At 63.8% G+C, this 16,739-nt stretch carries 16 protein-coding genes and 1 pseudogene; 5 read left to right on the top strand and 12 right to left on the bottom strand.

Annotated features, from left to right (window positions below; all coding sequences use genetic code 11):
* Nucleotides 1-35: 35 nt before the first annotated feature.
* The 5 genes from IEX78_RS14780 to dprE1 all read right to left on the bottom strand — a co-directional run bounded on the left by IEX78_RS14780 (nt 36) and on the right by dprE1 (nt 5,691).
* Nucleotides 36-539, bottom strand: a complete 504-nt coding sequence (locus IEX78_RS14780; RefSeq protein WP_188829440.1) for a hypothetical protein — start codon at nt 537-539, stop codon at nt 36-38.
* A gap of 161 nt (nt 540-700) precedes the next feature.
* Entirely contained in the window at nt 701-1,246 is a 546-nt protein-coding gene (locus IEX78_RS14785; RefSeq protein ID WP_188829441.1) for a hypothetical protein, read from the bottom strand.
* Nucleotides 1,247-1,397: 151 nt separating this feature from the next.
* Nucleotides 1,398-3,368 carry a galactan 5-O-arabinofuranosyltransferase gene (locus IEX78_RS14790; RefSeq protein ID WP_188829615.1) on the bottom strand — a complete coding sequence of 657 codons (1,971 nt, stop codon included), beginning with the start codon at nt 3,366-3,368 and terminating at the stop codon, nt 1,398-1,400.
* A 119-nt stretch (nt 3,369-3,487) separates the two neighbouring features.
* Nucleotides 3,488-4,267 carry a decaprenylphospho-beta-D-erythro-pentofuranosid-2-ulose 2-reductase gene (gene dprE2 / locus IEX78_RS14795; protein WP_188829442.1) on the bottom strand — a complete coding sequence of 260 codons (780 nt, stop codon included), beginning with the start codon at nt 4,265-4,267 and terminating at the stop codon, nt 3,488-3,490.
* A complete protein-coding gene (gene dprE1, locus IEX78_RS14800) occupies nt 4,264-5,691 on the bottom strand; it encodes a decaprenylphosphoryl-beta-D-ribose oxidase (protein WP_188829443.1) in 1,428 nt (475 codons plus the stop codon). The genes dprE2 and dprE1 overlap by 4 nt, the downstream gene beginning before the upstream one ends.
* On the opposite strand from dprE1, the gene IEX78_RS14805 reads away from it, so the two are divergent.
* On the top strand, nt 5,678-6,184 hold the full coding sequence (locus IEX78_RS14805) for a GtrA family protein (RefSeq protein WP_373291588.1): 507 nt from the start codon (nt 5,678-5,680) through the stop codon (nt 6,182-6,184). The two genes, dprE1 and IEX78_RS14805, sit on opposite strands and share 14 nt — an antisense overlap.
* Here the strand turns inward: IEX78_RS14805 and IEX78_RS14810 are convergent.
* The 3 genes from IEX78_RS14810 to IEX78_RS14820 form a co-directional block, all read right to left on the bottom strand.
* On the bottom strand, nt 6,177-6,797 hold the full coding sequence (locus IEX78_RS14810; RefSeq protein WP_188829444.1) for a pyridoxamine 5'-phosphate oxidase family protein: 621 nt from the start codon (nt 6,795-6,797) through the stop codon (nt 6,177-6,179). The two genes, IEX78_RS14805 and IEX78_RS14810, sit on opposite strands and share 8 nt — an antisense overlap.
* A gap of 159 nt (nt 6,798-6,956) precedes the next feature.
* The gene (locus tag IEX78_RS14815; RefSeq protein WP_188829445.1) at nt 6,957-9,128 is read right to left on the bottom strand and encodes a molybdopterin-dependent oxidoreductase; all 2,172 of its coding nucleotides are present in this window, start codon (nt 9,126-9,128) and stop codon (nt 6,957-6,959) included.
* Between the two features lie 101 nt (nt 9,129-9,229).
* The gene (locus tag IEX78_RS14820) at nt 9,230-9,709 is read right to left on the bottom strand and encodes a hypothetical protein (protein ID WP_229683968.1); all 480 of its coding nucleotides are present in this window, start codon (nt 9,707-9,709) and stop codon (nt 9,230-9,232) included.
* Nucleotides 9,710-9,902: 193 nt separating this feature from the next.
* On the opposite strand from IEX78_RS14820, the gene IEX78_RS14825 reads away from it, so the two are divergent.
* A complete protein-coding gene (locus tag IEX78_RS14825; protein ID WP_188829447.1) occupies nt 9,903-10,496 on the top strand; it encodes a DUF4282 domain-containing protein in 594 nt (197 codons plus the stop codon).
* Nucleotides 10,497-10,664: 168 nt separating this feature from the next.
* On the top strand, nt 10,665-11,477 hold the full coding sequence (locus IEX78_RS14830) for a helix-turn-helix domain-containing protein (RefSeq protein WP_268240901.1): 813 nt from the start codon (nt 10,665-10,667) through the stop codon (nt 11,475-11,477).
* Between the two features lie 4 nt (nt 11,478-11,481).
* On the opposite strand, the gene IEX78_RS14835 is transcribed toward IEX78_RS14830, so the two are convergent.
* The gene (locus tag IEX78_RS14835; protein WP_188829449.1) at nt 11,482-11,901 is read right to left on the bottom strand and encodes a MarR family transcriptional regulator; all 420 of its coding nucleotides are present in this window, start codon (nt 11,899-11,901) and stop codon (nt 11,482-11,484) included.
* 85 nt (nt 11,902-11,986) lie between these two features.
* On the opposite strand from IEX78_RS14835, the gene IEX78_RS14840 reads away from it, so the two are divergent.
* Nucleotides 11,987-13,477, top strand: coding sequence for an MFS transporter (locus tag IEX78_RS14840; RefSeq protein WP_188829450.1), 1,491 nt, complete (start codon nt 11,987-11,989; stop codon nt 13,475-13,477).
* 57 nt (nt 13,478-13,534) lie between these two features.
* Here the strand turns inward: IEX78_RS14840 and IEX78_RS14845 are convergent, their stop codons facing one another.
* Together IEX78_RS14845 and rfbA are read right to left on the bottom strand one after the other, a co-directional pair.
* Nucleotides 13,535-14,083, bottom strand: a complete 549-nt coding sequence (locus IEX78_RS14845; protein WP_188829451.1) for a dTDP-4-dehydrorhamnose 3,5-epimerase family protein — start codon at nt 14,081-14,083, stop codon at nt 13,535-13,537.
* A gap of 3 nt (nt 14,084-14,086) precedes the next feature.
* A complete protein-coding gene (rfbA, locus tag IEX78_RS14850) occupies nt 14,087-14,959 on the bottom strand; it encodes a glucose-1-phosphate thymidylyltransferase RfbA (protein WP_188829452.1) in 873 nt (290 codons plus the stop codon).
* Between the two features lie 240 nt (nt 14,960-15,199).
* On the opposite strand from rfbA, the gene IEX78_RS14855 reads away from it, so the two are divergent.
* Nucleotides 15,200-16,252 carry an alpha/beta hydrolase gene (locus IEX78_RS14855; RefSeq protein ID WP_188829453.1) on the top strand — a complete coding sequence of 351 codons (1,053 nt, stop codon included), beginning with the start codon at nt 15,200-15,202 and terminating at the stop codon, nt 16,250-16,252.
* Between the two features lie 142 nt (nt 16,253-16,394).
* Here the strand turns inward: IEX78_RS14855 and IEX78_RS14860 are convergent.
* A pseudogene (locus IEX78_RS14860) lies at nt 16,395-16,739 on the bottom strand (hypothetical protein); the annotation flags it as partial.

Consider the following 16,739-nt stretch of genomic DNA (forward strand, 5'->3'; position numbering starts at 1 on the left):
CGTTGATGCTAACCACCGAAGCTGAGTGGGCAGTGCTAGCCGGTCATCCGAGTGGTCCAGTCGAGCTGGGCACGTGCCCAACCGGGGATTTGGTTGGCCGGACGCGGGAAGGCGACGAACTCGGCGCGCAGGTCGACCGCGGACACCTCAGGCATCCAGTCGGCGACGGTGTCAGTCGAGTAGGTGGCCTTGTAGCGGGTTGGCCCGGCGATGAAGATCTCGGTTGCCAACCACGCGCCAGCCTCGGGCTGATACGACAGCCGCTTGTGGTCGGCCAGGTGGTCGAGCACTTCGCGCGGCGGTTCGAGATTGGTGACCGACCCATCGCGCGTTTTCACCTGGACGCCAGCCTCGCGATGTCCGCCGACCTGCATCGACCACAACATGGCGAATTTTTGGCCGGGAGCCAGCAGCGCGATAGCGAGATCAACGACGGTGCGTTCGATCTCGTCGATGGAATTGAGCGGAACATGCGCCTGCTCATCGTGGTGCGGTCGAGCGAGCAGTAAATCAATTCGCTCGGGCCTGCTGAGCGTCATAGCTATACCTCTGCATCCGTACCGATCAGCGTTCCCAAAAACTGATTTCGGTCGGCCGAACTTGCAACATTTCGCAGCGTACTACGTGTTTGTTCACCTTCGCGCGCGATGTGTGCGCTGACATAACATAGTGTGTTCCACGCCGCCCCGCACATGAACAGCTATCGAACTGACGATGCCCGTAGTGCGAACCAGCCCTCACTTGGATCGGCGTATCCGTGATAGACCAGCGGAACACGTTGGTCGATACCAAAGAAACGATAGACCGCATCCATTGATTCGCGAATGGAATGCGACTGGAAATCGTCGATGCGGCGAGGCGCGATCCGCCGTTCCGGCAGCATCGCCAGCCGCGTTAGTTCGGCGGGGTCGTCAATATCGAGGCCCCACGGTTCGGGGTCGCGAATCAGATGGTCGCGCAAGACGGCGCGCGCCGCGGTTGGGTCGTGTCGAGTGCCCCGAAACGCGACAACGCTCGCATCGGCAAGGTGGGGCGTGCTCAGCGGCAGCGTCATCGCTTGGAGTAGTTCGATGAGGTCGTCGTCGTATTCCGGTTCGGGGTCTTGTTCACCGACGGGCGCCTGCTCGATCATGTGCAGCATTTGCCCACCGCTAATGAGCGGTTCGGGGACAACGAAGATGCTGACAGAGGGGCAGTCGCAGTCAAGGCCAGTGAGGCAGACGCGTGCGTGCATCGGGTCGGACATACGTCCTCCTCGGCTTTTCGATTCGCGCGAGACCAGAGCTTTAGAGATAAAACGCCGCCGTGGAGGGCGACCATTGCCGCACCCGCCAGTCTAACGACGCCCTCCGACAAGAACACCCTTGAACGAAACAGCTTGGAAACGATCTGCGCGGCTAGCGGTTCACCGTCACCAAGGCGAATGGGCCGATTTGGGTGGTTTTGAAGTGCGGGGACGTGAAGAGGGTCTTCGGGAACGACACCGTGTAGCGGCGCACGTTGGGGTCGTTCGGGTACACATCTTCGGCCAACCGCAGGGTGTACGCGTCGCCCTCGTCGCGGAAAAGGAAAGCGTCGGGGGCGCGCCACGGGGAGTCGGCAAGCGCGGCGACCAAGGCTTCCGATGTTGGGAGTTTTGACCAGTTGTCGATCAGTGCCGCGCGCGCTTTGAAATCGGCGAGCGGGTTCGCGTAATGGCTGGTCAGGGACTGGAAACCGAAGTACGGGTAGAACGAAAGGAAGGTGGTGTCGGCGGTCAAGACGACTAGCTCGTCGCGCGGACGACCCGTTTGGGCGAGCAACAGGCTGTCGATTTCGGGGTAGAACGACACCGCTGATGGCGGTCGCTTGTCGCCGCGCTCGCCGCCCGTGGCGGTGGGGTAGGTGTCGGCGTAGGCCGTGTCGATTTCGTCCATAAGCGTGTGCGGGATGGTCTGCACGAACGCGACAGCGCCAAGGGCGGCCAACACGCCAGCGGTGAGTCGCAGCTTCGCAGGCTCGTTCAACGCCCGATACACCGCGCCAACGCCTTCGCTGAACCCAAAAACGCCAGCTGCGGCAAGCAACGCGACAAGCACCGGGGTGAGTCGGAACGAAAGCAACGTCGTGCCCGCAGCGGTCGCGGCCATCGACAAAAGCGACCACAGGTAGACCGAAACGACGCCAACGCTCAACGCCTGCGCGCGCCGCGACGTACCCGTCCGAACGACCAGCCACACCGTCCCGACCAAGCACAACGCCCCGGTCATCGACCATTCGAACATCGGGAACGCCAGCTCGGAACCGCCAGCGGGTAGGTAGTGCAACGCCGTTCCCGACTCGGCGATCGGGTGCGTGAGCAGCTTCAACAAATACGGCGTCCACACGACCAACGCCAGCGCGCCCGAGATCGCCGCGATCACGATCAACCGCACGAGCGGTGCAACAAGTGCGCGCCACGCGGCCGACAGCTGCGGTGCGGGCTCGTTGGCGTGTCGCGCGGCGCGGCGCGCTAGGTCCTGCTCGGCGCGCGTCCTGCGGACCGCGAGGAAGGCAGCGACGACCGCCATCAACGTGACCGTAAACGCCGCCACGAACAGGTAGAGCGTGTAGAAACACGCCGCGAGTCCGAGGAAAAGCCCCGTCCCGATCACCGCGCCCCAACCACCGGCACCGCGCCGATGCAGTCCGCCCCACGCCAGAATCAGCACGGGCGGGATGAAGAAAATCAGCACCGCGCTGTAAGCCTCAGGCGACGCGTACGCGAGCACCATCACCGTCACCGCGGCGGCAGCCCCAACGGCCAAGTCCGCACGCACCAACCGCGACCACAGCACGTACGCGGCAACCGCACCCACCGCGAGCACCGCGATCGCGTACGGCTTGAACACCTCCCAGCCGGCCAGCCCCGCGGCATCACCAACGCGCCCACCGAGCCAGAACCAGCCAGCCGGATAGAACGGCGGCAGGTCGATGTAGGTCATGTCATGCAATGCGGGCGAATCGGTGAGGCGAGTGAGGTATTCGGTGCGAAACTCCTGGTCAACCGATACGCCGCCGAGGTAGAACTTGGTCGCGGCGAGTGGCATTCCGAGCGTCACAGTGACGAGCCCCGAAAGCCCAACCCACGCCGCCGCTTTCGCGACGGTCACCCATTTACGCAGCCGCAGCAACACAATCGAAAGAACAAGCAGCGCGACGGTCGCGAACTGGCCGACAGTCGTCAGCGCCCGCGTGACGTTCGACGACGTGAACGCGGGCCACTCGACAAGCGAAAAGGCAACGAGTCCAACGACACTCACTACCAGCGCGACCAGCGCGGCAAGGGCACCCTCCCCAAGCGATGGGCCGACCTTGCGCAACGATCGCACCTCATCGCGGTAGTTCATCGGCGGCAGCACCCTCCGGTTTCGCATCGGCTCTTTCGATCCGAGTCAGCCTAACGGAGACGAAAAAACCGCCGCACCCGAAGTTCAGGGCACGGCGGTTCTTTACGATTTCGCGAAGCTTAGATAGGCAGCTTGCGGAAGATCGGGCGCGGCACGTGCCGCAACGCCGACATCACGAAGCGCGCCGGTCCTGGCGTCCACACGATCTCGGTGCCCTTCTGTGACGCCGAAACCGCAAGTCGCGCAACATCTTCCGGGTCAACAGTCAGCGGCGCTTCCTTCGCGCCAGTGGCTGCCCAGTGCGCCTTTGTGGCCGACGTGCGCACCTGCATCGGCCGCACAACGGTGACGCGCCCGCCGAACGGAGCAAGCGCTTCGCCGAGGCCGAGGAAGAAACCGTCGAGACCAGCCTTGGTCGAGCCGTAGACGAAGTTCGACCGACGAACCCGCTCGCCCGCGACCGACGACATCACGATGAACCGGCCGTGGCCCTGTTCCTTGAACTTCTCGCCAACAAGCACGCCGACGGAAACGCCAGCGGTGTAATTGATACCGACGGTCATCACGGCCTTGCGCTGGTCTTGCCAAAGCTGCTCAGCGTCGCCAAGCACGCCGAACGCGACGATCGCCACGTCGACATCGCCAGCCGCGAAGGCCGCGTCAACGACCTTCGGGTGCGAATCGGTGTCGAGCGCGTCGAAGTCGATGACGTCGACACGGGAGGCGCCAAGCTCGGTGAGCCGCGTGACCGTGGCTTCGAGCAGCGGGTCGCCGGGGAGGTTCGCGAGGATCACGCGCACCGGGGCCTTGGCGAGGTACTCGGCGACGATCGCCAAGCCGATCTCAGAGGTGCCGCCGAAAAGCAGCACGGTCTGCGGGTTGCCAACTGCGTTGATCACTGGAGCTCAAGCCTCCTGGCCATGTCGGACATGAAAACGCCACTGGGGTCGACACTGCGGCGGACCTTGATCCACTCGTCAATGCGCGGGTACATCTGGTGGAAGGTCTCAGCGCTGGTGCGCGAATCCTTCGCGGTGTAGAGGCGGCCACCGAATTCGAGAACGCGGCGGTCGAGTTCACGCACGAACTCGTTGAGTCCGGGCGAAATCGGGAAGTCGACGCAAATGTTCCAGCCCGCCATCGGGAAGCTCAGCGGCGCCTCGTTGCCCTCGCCAAAGAGCTTGAACACGTTGAGGAACGAGTAGAAACCCGAACGCTGAATGTCGACGATGATGCGCTTGAACTCTTCGACCGACTCCGGCGGAACGACGAACTGGTACTGCAAGAACCCGTTCGAGCCGTAGCCACGGTTCCACTCGCCCATCATGTCGAGCGGGTGGTAGAAGGCGGTGAGGCTTTGCGCCTTGCCACGGTAGGTGCCCGACTTGCGGTACCAGATTTCGCCGATCGGGCCGAACGTGTACTTGTTCGCCAGGCCGTTGGGGAAGATGTCGGGCAGCGTGAAGAAGGTTTTGCCGTTGAACCGCAGCGGGTCCTTTTGCAGCTTTTTCGGCAGCTGATCGAGCTTGGCCAGGTTGCCACGCGAAATCGCCGCGCGACCCAGGTTGGGCATCGGGCTGATCGCGTCGAACCACGCCGAGCTGTACTCGTAATTGTCCTCGGAACCGTCGCTGTGGAAGGCGATGGTCTCGTCGAGCGTGGCCGTGACGTCGCCGTCGGCGATGAAGTAGGCCGTCTCGGTCGGCGTCATCTCGATGGTCGCCCGCAAGATGATGCCGGTGAGACCGCAGCCGCCGATGGTTGCCCAGAACAGCTCTGGGTCGGACTGCGCGGTGATCGTGCGCACGACGCCGTCGGCGGTGAGCAGGTCCATCGACCGCACGTGGTTGCCGAAGCTGCCCGCGCTGTGATGGTTCTTGCCGTGAATATCGGACCCGATCGCGCCACCGATGGTGACCTGACGCGTGCCTGGCAGGACCGGCACCCATAGGCCGAACGGCAGCGCGGCCTTCATCAGCTGATCGAGGTCGACGCCACCGTCAACATCAACAAGGCGCGTAGCCGCGTCGATGCTGTGGATGCGGTTGAGCGCTGGCATATCGATCACCAGGCCGCCCGCGTTCTGGGCGTTGTCGCCGTAAGAACGGCCAAGGCCACGGGCGATCACGCCGCGTCGCAGATGCGTCGGCTTCGAGTCGTTGTCCTCGGCAACAAGCGCGACAGCCTTGACGATCAATTCAGGATCGCTGGTCGAGAGCACTTGGGCGGAGGTGGGTGCGGTGCGACCCCATCCGGTGAGCTTGCGAGTACGCGTAGGAAGCGCAAACGGCTCGTCGGGGGTGGTCGGAATGTTCTCGGACATCGAAATAGAGGCTACAGGAGTAGGTACGCTGCACCACGTGCAAGCTCAACCGCATCTCCCGCTGCCCGCTGAGATCCCCGTCGTCGATGAGACCGGCGGTACCGATGTTGACCTCAAGACGCAGCTCGTGCGGTTCACCCTCACCGGCGGACTTTCGGCGATCGTCGATTTTGGCATCTACAGCCTGCTGCTGAACGTCCTCGGGTTGCCGGTCGCGCTGTCGAAGTCGGTGAGCTTCGTCGCGGGAACGACGACCGCCTACCTGATCAACCGGCGCTGGACCTTCAAAGCCGCGCCGAGCCGAGCCCGCTTCATTGCCGTCGTCGCGCTTTACGCGGTGACGTTCGCCGTGCAGGTCGGCATCAACAGCGCGCTGTTCTTCTCGCTGCCCGACGCGTGGTGGAAACAGGGCCTCGCCTTTGTGATCGCGCAGGGTACGGCCACTGTCATCAACTTCATCGTGCAGCGAGTAGTGATCTTCAAGATCAACTAGCCTGCGCGGGCAACAGCCTGCTCGCCTTCGTGCCGAAGTAGTCGCCGCCCTTTGCCCTGACGCTGTCGGTGCCCCACTCGCGCCGGTCGCGTTCCATGGGCACCATTTGCGGAATGTGCTTGCGGCAGTGGATGTAAGCCTCTTCGATATCGACGACCACCCAGACCACCGCGGCTCGACCACGGTCGCCTTCGGGCAGGTCGTCGACGATGTCGCGCAGTTCGTCGTCGGTGACCATGCTGGCTTTGCCGTTGATATGCAGGCCGATGAGGTCGCGAACGAAGTCGACCATCAGGATTCCGACGTGCGGATTCTCGGCGATGTTGCCGAGGCTGGCCATGACGCCGTTGCCTCGGTACTCCGGATAGGCGACCGTTCGCTCATCAATAATGTGCAGAAAACCGGGCGTACCAGCGCGAAAGCTCGCGTCGCATTCGCCGTGGCTGTCGGCGGTTGAGATAAACGCCATGTCCATCCTGGTGACGAACTCGCGCATCGTTGGGTTGAGGTGATCAATCACCTGCTCGTCGTAGAACCGCTGGGCGCGCTCTTGCGTGCCAAGCGAGCGCTGTAGCTCGTGTTCCCCATCGCTACCGACCTGTGTACCGGGCATCGCGCCCCCTCAACTTGGCGATACTGCAGAACTATTTACGAGGATTCGCACTGAAATCCCCGTTGTGATCGCAATCTCACTGCAGTCTAGGGGACTAATGCCGATCTTGTCCGGTGTCCAGGTTTGCGAATCTTCTCAATCTTGCCTTTGCACAAGCCTTTACGCGGGATGCACGGTCACCGGTACCCCGTTGAACACCGCCGTTCCGGAGATAGCATCGACTACTGAATGGTCGGTCAGGACGTTGGCATTGACGCCCGCGTGCGCGAGCGCCACCGACTGCGTGCCGCTTTCGGCATGTCCCCAACCATGCGGCAGGCTCACGACGCCGGGCATAATCGTGTCCGATTGTTCGATCGCAACCGTGAGTTTGCCTGCAGCCGACCGAATTTCGGCCTGCTCGCCGAGGTTGAGCCTGGTTGCGTCGGCGGGATTCACCAGCAAGGTGCATCGGTTCGAACCGCCGACCAGGCTCGCGACGTTGTGCATCCAGCTGTTGTTCGACCGCAGCTGTCTGCGGCCGATGAGGACAAGGTCGGGGGCAGCTTTGGCGAGCGAAGCGCGAAGGCGGGCGACGTCGGCAAGCAATTCGGCCGGGGCGAGCCGCACGCGACGGTTCGCGGTGCGCAGCGCTTCCGGCCAGCGCGGCCGTAGCGCTCCCAAATCGATGCCATGTGGCTGGTCAAGCAGCGTTTTCAAGCGCAGCGTGCCGCCGTTCCACTCGCCGTACGGGCCGAGTCGCAGCATCAGGTCGATGCGGGCTTCGATGGTGTCGTTGCCGTCGAGCTCATCGCGTCGGTCGGCCATCCCCGCCTTGTGCAGCGTGCCAGCGATGATGAGCTCGTCGATCACCGCGATGGGGCTTTGCGCGCCGACGCCGTCGTGCGGCTGACCGCTGACGGCCGCCGCGAGCGTCGCGATCATCGCCGACTCCGACGGTCGACCGTCGAGCGGGACAAGTGGCGGCGAGTATCGCGCGTAGTTGCGTACCGCGAACTGCAGCAGCGCGAAGTCGTAGTGCGGCGACTGCACCGAACGCGGCGGCGGCAGGATCACGTTGGCGTGGCGGGTTGTCTCGTTGACATAGCGGTCGACGCTGACCATGAACTCAAGTCCGGCCAACGCCGGATCGAGCCGGTCGCCCGACGGTGCCGAAAGTACCGGATTGCCCGCGACCGTGATCAGCGCCCTGATCTGGCCCTCACCTGGGGTTTCGATCTCGTCGGCAAGGGTAGCGACGGGCAGTTCGCCCATCGCCTCTGGCAGGGAACGCACCCGCGAACGCCAGCGCCCGACCCGGAACGGCTTCGTGCGCGGGATCCCGCCCGCCGCCGCTTCGGCGAACATCGCGCCGCCGGGGGAGTCGATGTTGCCGGTGACGACGTTGATCGCGTCGACGAGCCACTGTGTCAGCGTGCCGAACTCGGCGGTGCACGTGCCGATGCGGGCGTACACGGCCGCCGTTGGCGAACCGGCGATCGAGCGGGCGAGCTCGACGATTTTGTCGGCTTCGATGCCGGTTCGCTCAGCGACCTCGTCGATCGTGAATTGACTTGCCGCCGTGCGCAATTCATCGAGGCCATCAGCGTCGATTTGGGGGATGACCAGGTCTTCTTCGAAGAGTGTGCGCAGAATCGCGAAGAGCAGCAGTGCGTCGGTGCCCGGTCGGATGAACAGGTGCTCGTCGGCCAGCGCGGCCGTTCGGGTCGCGCGTGGGTCGACAACGACGAAGCGCCCGCCGCGCGCTTTGAGCGCTTTGAGTCGGCCAGGGAAGTCGGGGGCGGTGCACAGCGAGCCGTTCGACTCAAGCGGATTCGCGCCGAGCATCAACAGGAAGTCGGTGCGGTCCAGGTCAGGGACCGGAACAAGCAGCGGATCGCCGAACATCAGGCCGGCTGCCACCTGCTTCGGCATCTGGTCGGCCGTGCTCGCTGAATAGAGGTGGCGGGTGCCCATCGCGCGGATGAGCGCGGGCAGATACAACGCGCCCGCGACGGTGTGCGCGTTCGGATTGCCCAGGTAAAGCGCGGTCGAGCCTCGGCCGTGCGCGGTGGTGACCTCGGCGAATCGGGTCGCGATCAGGTCGAACGCCTCAGCCCACGTTGCCTCGCGGAACCCGTCGCCCCCGCGGATCAGCGGGGTACGCACGAGGTCGGGGTCGTCGTCGAGCTTGCCGAAGCTCGCGCCCTTGGGGCAGATGAATCCCTTGCTGAACGGGTCGTCGCGGTCGCCACGCACGCTGAGTACCCGGTTGTCGTCGTCGAGCGTGATCGCGAGACCGCAAACGGCCTCACAAAGGGGACAGGTGCGAAGCAGCGTGCGCGGAGCCATGCACTTTGCTTACTCGCCGATGCGCTCAGACACAGCGAAAACGCGGAAAACCCGCGCCAACTCGGGGGTTGTTGGCGCGGGTTTTCCGTTGAAAGTGGGTGCTAGCTGGCCAGGGTGAGGCGAGCGCGCTTGCGCGAGGTCGCGGCGCGAACCGCTGCACCGAGCGCGACAACCGGCGGGATCCAGCGGGCTTCGGTGGGGGAGACGCCCCAGGAAGCGCTGCCAGCGGCGAGCTGGGTGGGCGGAAGCGGGATCGACGCACCGTCGGTGTGGACGAGGATGCCCGCCGAACGCATCGCTTCGATGGCCATCGCGGCCTTGCGAACACCGGTAACCAGGTGAATCTCGCGACGCTCAGCGCCCGGAATCTCGATCACGGGGCCGGAGAGGTTGTTGGCGCGCAGGAAGCGACGAACCTCGGCCGCCACCGTGCCAGTGACCTCGATCGCCGAGATGTTCTCGTCGGTGATCAGGCACAGCCCGTTAGTGGTCTCAGCAACGGTCCAACCCTGCGCGGCGTACTCCAGCGCGGCGGCATCCTTCTCGGCGGCCGTAGTTGTGGTCGGAAACGTCGTGCGCACTATGTTCTCCATTCCCCGAAGCTCGCTCGTATCAGCGTTCATGGGGCTATCGGCGTTGGCTAGTGGGTGCGTTACGCCGTTACCGAAAAATTTTCTTCAGTGTCGCGTAGGTCTCACTTTCGCAACAGTTGCTATCGCGAAACCCCTGGTGAACGCTTGGCGAGTTCCGCAAAACCAGGCAGTATTCGAAAACATGACCGATGGGCCCGCTACCACCGCTCCCGAAGATGAACTTGAGGAAGTGGTCGAAGCCGAAACACGTTGGCTTTCTTGGAAGGAAGCTGGAGCTTCAAGCGTGCGCGACGCCGCGAAGAGGCTGCCGCCGCCCGAGGATTTCGCGGCGACCGATGAGCCTGAATTCGACGATCCGTTCGCGAGCACGCGGTCGGCGAAGGAGTGGGCGCGCGATGCGTTCGTCGCGCTGCTTGACGTGCAATTCCGCAGGCCAGCGACACGAACACTGCTGCCGCTCGCCTACATTCTCAGCGTTGCCTCCTTCGGCGTTGGCCTGCCGATCGCCTTCGTTGTCCTGATGTGGCAGGCGTCGGTGTGGTTGGGGGTGCTCGCGCTGCTTGTCGCGGTGCCACTTGGCGTCACGATCGCGGCGGCGGTTCGGTTGATGCTCGAATTCGCCGACAACGCAGCGTTACTCGCCGGACGGGTCGAGCACATTGGCGACCTCGCTGACGGACTCTTCCAAGCGCTGTCGGATGTAGCGGAACCGGTGAACCAGCTGTCGGAAGACGTTCGCGCCGTGCAGTTCTGGCGTTTCCGCAAGAAGAAATAATCCTCACTCTCGCTACTGCGCACGGGGGGATTCATTGTGAAATGATCTGTACGCCGATGTACAGCTGTTGTACTCGGTGTTAAGGGCGGTCTCGAAAAAGGTTGGGGAGACCGAAGTTTGATACAGGGGGGCACAATGACTTCACCACAGGGCGTTACCGGATCTACCATGCCGCGGCGGCAGCTGGGCAGGCACTTACGTGACCTGCGCAATCGTGCGCGGATGACAACGAGAACCGCCGCATCGCAACTGGAATGGTCAGAAGCAAAGATCTGGCGAATCGAAACCGGACAGACGTCGTTGCGCAGCCTCGACGTCGAAGCGATGTGCAAGGTGTACGGGGCACCCTCCGATTTGGTCGAACGCCTCGGCGCACTAGCTCGGGAAACCAAGGCAAGGGGTTGGTGGACGAGCTACACCGACGTGATCAGCGAGGGATTCGAGGTCTACATCGGCCTCGAAGAAGCCGCTACGCAGGTGTCGATCTATGAAGATGGGTTGGTACCAGCGCTTTTGCGTACCGACGACTACACGCGCGCGCTCTTAGAGCGCACTCATCCGCAGCTCACCGAAGCTGAAGTGGAACGGCGGCTGCACGTTGGTCGGTCACGGCAAGCGCTATTGACCCGCGCTGGCAGTCCGTTGCGTGTGCATGCTGTGCTCGCGGAAACGGTGTTGGGCAGGCACATTGGCGATGCGCGAGTAACGGCTGGTCAGCGCGCGCGGTTGCGCGAACTCACCGAGTTGGAAAACGTGCGAGTGCAAGTACTGCCCACCTCCTCGGGTTATCACGCCGGGCTTGAGTCTGGTCGGTTCGCGATTCTCGACTTCGGCGTCGACGGCTCGGTCGACCGCCCGGAACCGCCAGTGGTTTACACCGAAACCCTCACCGGCGGCACGTATTTGGACAAAGCGGCGGAGCATGAGCGCTATCGCGCCGCGTTTACCGACGTGAGCGCGCTCGCTGACGAACTGGACTAACTGTCTAGCTGTTCCAGAGACGTTCGAGAGTTTCTCGATGCGTGGGCAGGGCTTGCTCGTGGAGCGCCCTGCCCTTCTCGGTTGGCCGAACGAAAATGGCCCGCCGATCGTGATCGCACATCGTGCGTTCAACCAGCTCATTGCGCTCTAGGCGGGCAACGGCCCGCGACAGCGCGCTTTGGCTTAGGTAGATATCTGCTGCCAGATCTGCCATGGCGTACTTGCCGCAGTCGGCTTCAATCAGCCGGTCAAGGGTCTCAAACTCGCTGAGCCCGATCTGGAATTCACTCTGGAGAAGTTTCTCAAGCGCACAGCTCACCGATGCGTGGCGATCAAGAAGTTTGCGCCATTCGGTGACCAGTGGGCTGTCTTCGACAACATCCGGTGCACCAACCGCGTGTGGCAAGTCGTCGGGGTGGTACATGGCCCCATCTTAGTGCCTCTTCCCTGTTCATGCAATCGCATTTTATGTCTTGGCAATTAATGCGTGCGCATGTAATGTCGTCGCCATGACTTCGCCAGCAACGCTCTCGGCCGCAGATCAGGCGTCCGATTCGACCAGGTGGCCCCTCCGGCTCTGGGGCATGCTGATCACCCTGTGCATCGTGCTGTTCCTCGATGGCCTCGACGTTTCGATGATCGGCGTCGCGCTTCCGTCCATCGGCTCCGAACTGCACCTGTCCACCTCCACCCTGCAGTGGCTCGTCAGCGGGTACGTCCTCGGTTACGGCGGCCTTTTGCTGCTTGGTGGCCGTACTGCCGATCTGCTTGGTCGGCGCAAGGTCTTCCTCATCGCGCTTGCCGTTTTCGCGGTCGCGTCGCTGGCGGGCGGTCTTGTCGACGACGGCACGCTGCTCATCGTCACCCGCTTCATCAAGGGCCTTGCCGCCGCGTTCACCGCGCCAACTGGGCTGTCGATCATCACGACCACGTTCGCGGAGGGCAAGGCGCGCAACAAGGCGCTGTCCATCTACACCGTCTTCGGTGCGGGCGGCTACTCCATGGGTCTGCTGTTCGGCGGTCTGATGACGGGCCTCGGCTGGCGCTGGACCTTCCTGCTGCCCGTCCCCATCGCCATCGCCGCACTCGTCGCCGCGTTCATCCTTGTTCCCAAGGACGAGGCACCAGAAGAAGGCGGGCACGACATCCTTGGCGCGGTGCTCTCCACCGCGGGCATGTTGTTGCTGGTCTACACCGTGGTCACCGCGCCGGAAGTGGGCTGGGCATCGGTGCGCACCCTCGGTTCGTTCCTTGCCGTCATCGCACTGTTCGCCGCGTTCGTCTTCACTGAGCTGCGCGTCGCTCACCCGCTCGTCCGGTTGGGCATCCTCACAAAGCCGTCGCTGTGGCGGGCCAGCCTCGCGATCATCGCCGTCGCCGGTTCCTACTTCAGCTGGCAGTTCATCGTCACGCTGTACCTGCAAGATTCACTCGGCTGGTCGCCGTTGAAGCTCGCGCTCGCGCTGCTGCCGGTTGGCATCCTGGTCGTCGGTTCCGCATTCTTCTCGGAGAAGCTCATCGATCGGTACGGCACCGGGCCGGTCATCGCGGTCACCATGGCCGTCATGGCCGTCGGCTACCTGCTGTTCCTGCGCATCGACACCGCGCCGAGCTACCTCACGGTCTTGCTGCCCGCAGTGCTGCTCGTCGGTGTTGGTTGGATCGGCTTCCCCGCGATCAACGTGCAGGCGACCAGCGGTATCGACGACGACGAACAGGGCCTAGCGGCTGGCGTCTTGCAGACGTCGATGCAGGTCGGCGCGGCTATCGTGCTCGCGGTTACCACGGCCATCGTCACCTCGGGCGCGCATGCCGCAACGGGCACGCCGTCGGCGCAGGACATGCTCAACACCTACCGACCCGGACTGGAATTCGCCGCAGGCGTCTCGATCGTTGGTGCGCTCGTCGCGCTGTCGGTCTTCCTACCTCGGTCGCGTCGGGCGCTAGCCGCGCAAAACGACAGCGTTGCCGACACCAAGGTGCTTGAGCCGACCGGCTAACACACCGAAAAACTAAACGCCGGGCTTCACTCGTGGGGCCCGGCGTTTGGCATACAACTACGAAAACTGGGGGGCGAGTTGATCTTTCGTGGAGCGCAGAAACGTCAGTGGCGAACCGTCGATGCCGACGGTGGGCCAATCGATAGCGAGCGTGGGATCGAAGGCGTCCATGTCGCGGTCGAATTCGGGGGAGTACTCAAGCGAGCAAAGGTAGGTCACCGTCGAGCCATCGGCCAGCGAAAGGATCGCGTGACCAAGGCCCTCGGAGAGAAATACCGAACGGCGGCTCGTCTCATCGAGCAGCACGCTGTCCCAGCGGCCATAGGTTGGCGAGCCGGGGCGCAGGTCAACAACCACATCAAGGAAAGCGCCGCGCACGCACGTCACGTATTTCGCCTGGCCAGGCGGGTTATCGGTATAGTGAATCCCGCGCAGCACACCGGCCGCGGAAACCGACGTGTTCACCTGATGCAGCTCAAACGGCCGACCGGTCGCCTTCTCAAATTCCGACGCTTTGAAGGATTCGCAGAACATGCCACGGTCGTCGCCATGCAGTCGCGGGGTCATCTCCCACGCGCCGGGGATGGCGAGTTCACGGAAATGCATTGCCTACCAATCTTTTCCACGGTCGAGCAGGTCGAGCAGGTATCGGCCGTAGCCCGAACGCACCATCGGCTCAGCCAGTTCGGTCAGTTCGTCGTCGGAAATCAAACCGCGTCGCCACGCCACTTCTTCGGGCACGCCAATCTTGAGGCCCTGGCGCTCCTCGATGGTGCGCACGTAGTTGGCGGCGTCAAGGAGGGAGTCGAAGGTGCCGGTATCGAGCCAAGCGGTGCCACGCGCGAGCACGTCCACGCTCAGGCGTCCCTGTTCGAGGTAGGCGCGGTTGATGTCGGTGATCTCGTACTCGCCGCGCGCCGACGGTTTCAGGTCGCGCGCGATGGTGACAACGTCGTTGTCGTAGAAGTACAGCCCGGGAATCGCGTAGTTCGAGCGCGGCTTCTTCGGCTTTTCCTCGATCGACACCGCGCGACCGTCGGAAAACTCAACAACGCCGTAGGCGGTTGGGTCGCTCACCCAATAGGCGAACACCGCGCCGCCGGAGATGTCGTGGAACCGTTCGAGGCTAGTACCGAGGCCAGGACCGTGAAAGATGTTGTCGCCCAACACAAGTGCGGCAGGCTCGTTGCCGATGTGGTCGGCACCGAGCACGAAGGCGCAGGCCAAGCCGTCGGGGCTCTGCTGCACCACGTAGCTGATCGACACCCCGAACTGGCTGCCGTCGCCGAGCAGCCGGGCGAACGCGTCGGCGTCTTCGGGCGTGGTGATCACCAGGATGTCGTCGATGCCAGCCAGCATCAACGTCGAAAGGGGGTAGTAGACCATCGGCTTGTCGTAAACGGGAACGAGCTGCTTACTCACTCCGCGCGTAATGGGATGCAGCCGCGAACCGGTGCCGCCCGCCAAGATGATTCCGCGCATGACCAGGAGTCTATGGGAGGACGATCGGGCCGGTCGCCTCCGGTAACCCATTGGCACCGGGCCAAGAACGATCAGGTCTCAGAGGTTTCGCAGGTGGGCGTGTCGGGCGATAAATGTTGCGTAGGTCACGTTCACCTGGTTGGGTGAGCCGTGATGTGTGAAACGTCACTGTGTTAGATGTCAGCGTCGACATTCGAGCCCAGCTCGGGATCGGCGCGCCAGCGGTTAGGTAGGTGCGCGATGCGAGCGACAAACATCGGTGGGCCAGCGATCACAGGTGGACTCGCTTCGGCGGGTGCGGCCAAGGTCGCGCGCGTTCCAGATCCCGGCATCGTCGTCAACGCTGGGCCAGCTAGCACTACCTCGCGGGTGGTGATGGCCGCATGCGTCGGGGTCATCGGGCCGGTCTTGCGCAACTTCCCGCTCAACCGTGCGACCGTTCCGGTCGCGGCCGTCGTAGTCGACGCGGTCTTTCGGCTGCGTTCCGAGCCGCAGGGCATCGAGCGCGAGCAGATCCAGATGCCCGGCTTCCGGATGGAGATGATCCGCCCGGCCGGTGCGTCACGCGCATTGCGCCACGGCGCGCTGCTCTACATGCACGGTGGGGCGTTCTCGGTCGGCGGCCTCAACACGCACCGCGCTGTCGCCGCTGGTCTCGCGCGTCGCACGGGCTTGGCCGTACTCAACGTCGAGTACCGGCAGCTGCCAGACGCGTCGATCAGCGAGTCGATCGACGACTGCGTGCTCGCCTACCGCTGGTTGCTGCGCCACGGTGCCGATCCGGGTCGCATCGTCTTCGCAGGCGACTCGGCCGGTGGTTTCCTGACCTTCGCGAGCGCGCTGCGTGCGCGTGAGCTTGGACTGCCGCTGCCAGCTGGGCTGGTTGGGCTCAGCCCGCTGCTCGACCTGGACTATGAGGCCAAGCGTGGATACGTCAACGTCGACCGCGACGCCTACATCCCGCTCGACCGCCTGGAAACGATGGTCAAGCTGGGCGCGGAGACCCACGGTCGCCTTGATCCGGCACTGTCGCCGGTGAACGGCAACCTGAACGGCTTGCCGCCGGTTCTGCTGATCGCCGCCGAAGACGAGCTGTTGCGCTACGACTGTGAGGTGATGTCGCACCGCCTCACCGCCGCTGGTGTCCCAAACAGCCTGGAACTGTGGCGCGGTCAGGTGCACGCGTTCATGAGCTTCCTGCCCGGCATGCCGGAAAGCCGTTCGGCCCTCGGCCGAGTGGCGAAGTTCGTCCGGACGTCCATCGCCCCGGCCCAGCAGGCTCAAACGGCATAAAACTTAGGTGCCACCGATCCGGCTCGGACGGTCCTGGTCACGATCGGCCGGACGAGCCGCCTTCGGGTAAGTGGTACCGACACAGCAAAAACGCCCCCGCTCGAAAAGCATTGAGCGGGGGCGTTTTTCGTGCTACGGCGAATTACTTGGCCGGTGCCGGCTTGGGAGCAGGCTGGGTGATGGTGACGAAGTACTGAATCGCCGCACCAATCGCGAACGGCGCGGTCACGAAGATCTGACCCGCGATCACACCGAGAGCACCAATGGTGGTGGCGCCAACGACGCAGCCCGCGATCGGGCCCGCACCGAACAGGCCGAGGAGCACGCCGGTGGCGACCAGGCCAGCGCCAGCGCCAGCGATGCAACCGACAGCGGCGCCGCCGAGGCCACCGACGAGGGTGCCGATAGCAGCACCCATGGAGATGGTCGAGGTCAGACGCGACCAGGCGGCCTGCTCACGCTCGTACTCGTTCTTCCAGGGAGCCTG

Source organism: Nocardia camponoti (genome assembly GCF_014646135.1).
Classification (GTDB): Bacteria; Actinomycetota; Actinomycetes; order Mycobacteriales; family Mycobacteriaceae; genus Nocardia; species Nocardia camponoti.

What these genes read in the sequence shown, in the direction of transcription:
- IEX78_RS14780 (WP_188829440.1), bottom strand. Translation starts at nt 539, where the DNA reads ATGACGCTCAGCAGGCCCGAGCGAATTGATTTACTGCTCGCTCGACCG.
- IEX78_RS14785 (WP_188829441.1), bottom strand. Translation starts at nt 1,246, where the DNA reads ATGTCCGACCCGATGCACGCACGCGTCTGCCTCACTGGCCTTGACTGC.
- IEX78_RS14790 (WP_188829615.1), bottom strand. Translation starts at nt 3,368, where the DNA reads ATGAACTACCGCGATGAGGTGCGATCGTTGCGCAAGGTCGGCCCATCG.
- IEX78_RS14805 (WP_373291588.1), top strand. Translation starts at nt 5,678, where the DNA reads ATGTTCTCGGACATCGAAATAGAGGCTACAGGAGTAGGTACGCTGCAC.
- dprE1 (WP_188829443.1), bottom strand. Translation starts at nt 5,691, where the DNA reads ATGTCCGAGAACATTCCGACCACCCCCGACGAGCCGTTTGCGCTTCCT.
- IEX78_RS14810 (WP_188829444.1), bottom strand. Translation starts at nt 6,797, where the DNA reads ATGCCCGGTACACAGGTCGGTAGCGATGGGGAACACGAGCTACAGCGC.
- IEX78_RS14815 (WP_188829445.1), bottom strand. Translation starts at nt 9,128, where the DNA reads ATGGCTCCGCGCACGCTGCTTCGCACCTGTCCCCTTTGTGAGGCCGTT.
- IEX78_RS14825 (WP_188829447.1), top strand. Translation starts at nt 9,903, where the DNA reads ATGACCGATGGGCCCGCTACCACCGCTCCCGAAGATGAACTTGAGGAA.
- IEX78_RS14830 (WP_268240901.1), top strand. Translation starts at nt 10,665, where the DNA reads ATGCCGCGGCGGCAGCTGGGCAGGCACTTACGTGACCTGCGCAATCGT.
- IEX78_RS14835 (WP_188829449.1), bottom strand. Translation starts at nt 11,901, where the DNA reads ATGTACCACCCCGACGACTTGCCACACGCGGTTGGTGCACCGGATGTT.
- IEX78_RS14840 (WP_188829450.1), top strand. Translation starts at nt 11,987, where the DNA reads ATGACTTCGCCAGCAACGCTCTCGGCCGCAGATCAGGCGTCCGATTCG.
- IEX78_RS14845 (WP_188829451.1), bottom strand. Translation starts at nt 14,083, where the DNA reads ATGCATTTCCGTGAACTCGCCATCCCCGGCGCGTGGGAGATGACCCCG.
- rfbA (WP_188829452.1), bottom strand. Translation starts at nt 14,959, where the DNA reads ATGCGCGGAATCATCTTGGCGGGCGGCACCGGTTCGCGGCTGCATCCC.
- IEX78_RS14855 (WP_188829453.1), top strand. Translation starts at nt 15,200, where the DNA reads ATGCGAGCGACAAACATCGGTGGGCCAGCGATCACAGGTGGACTCGCT.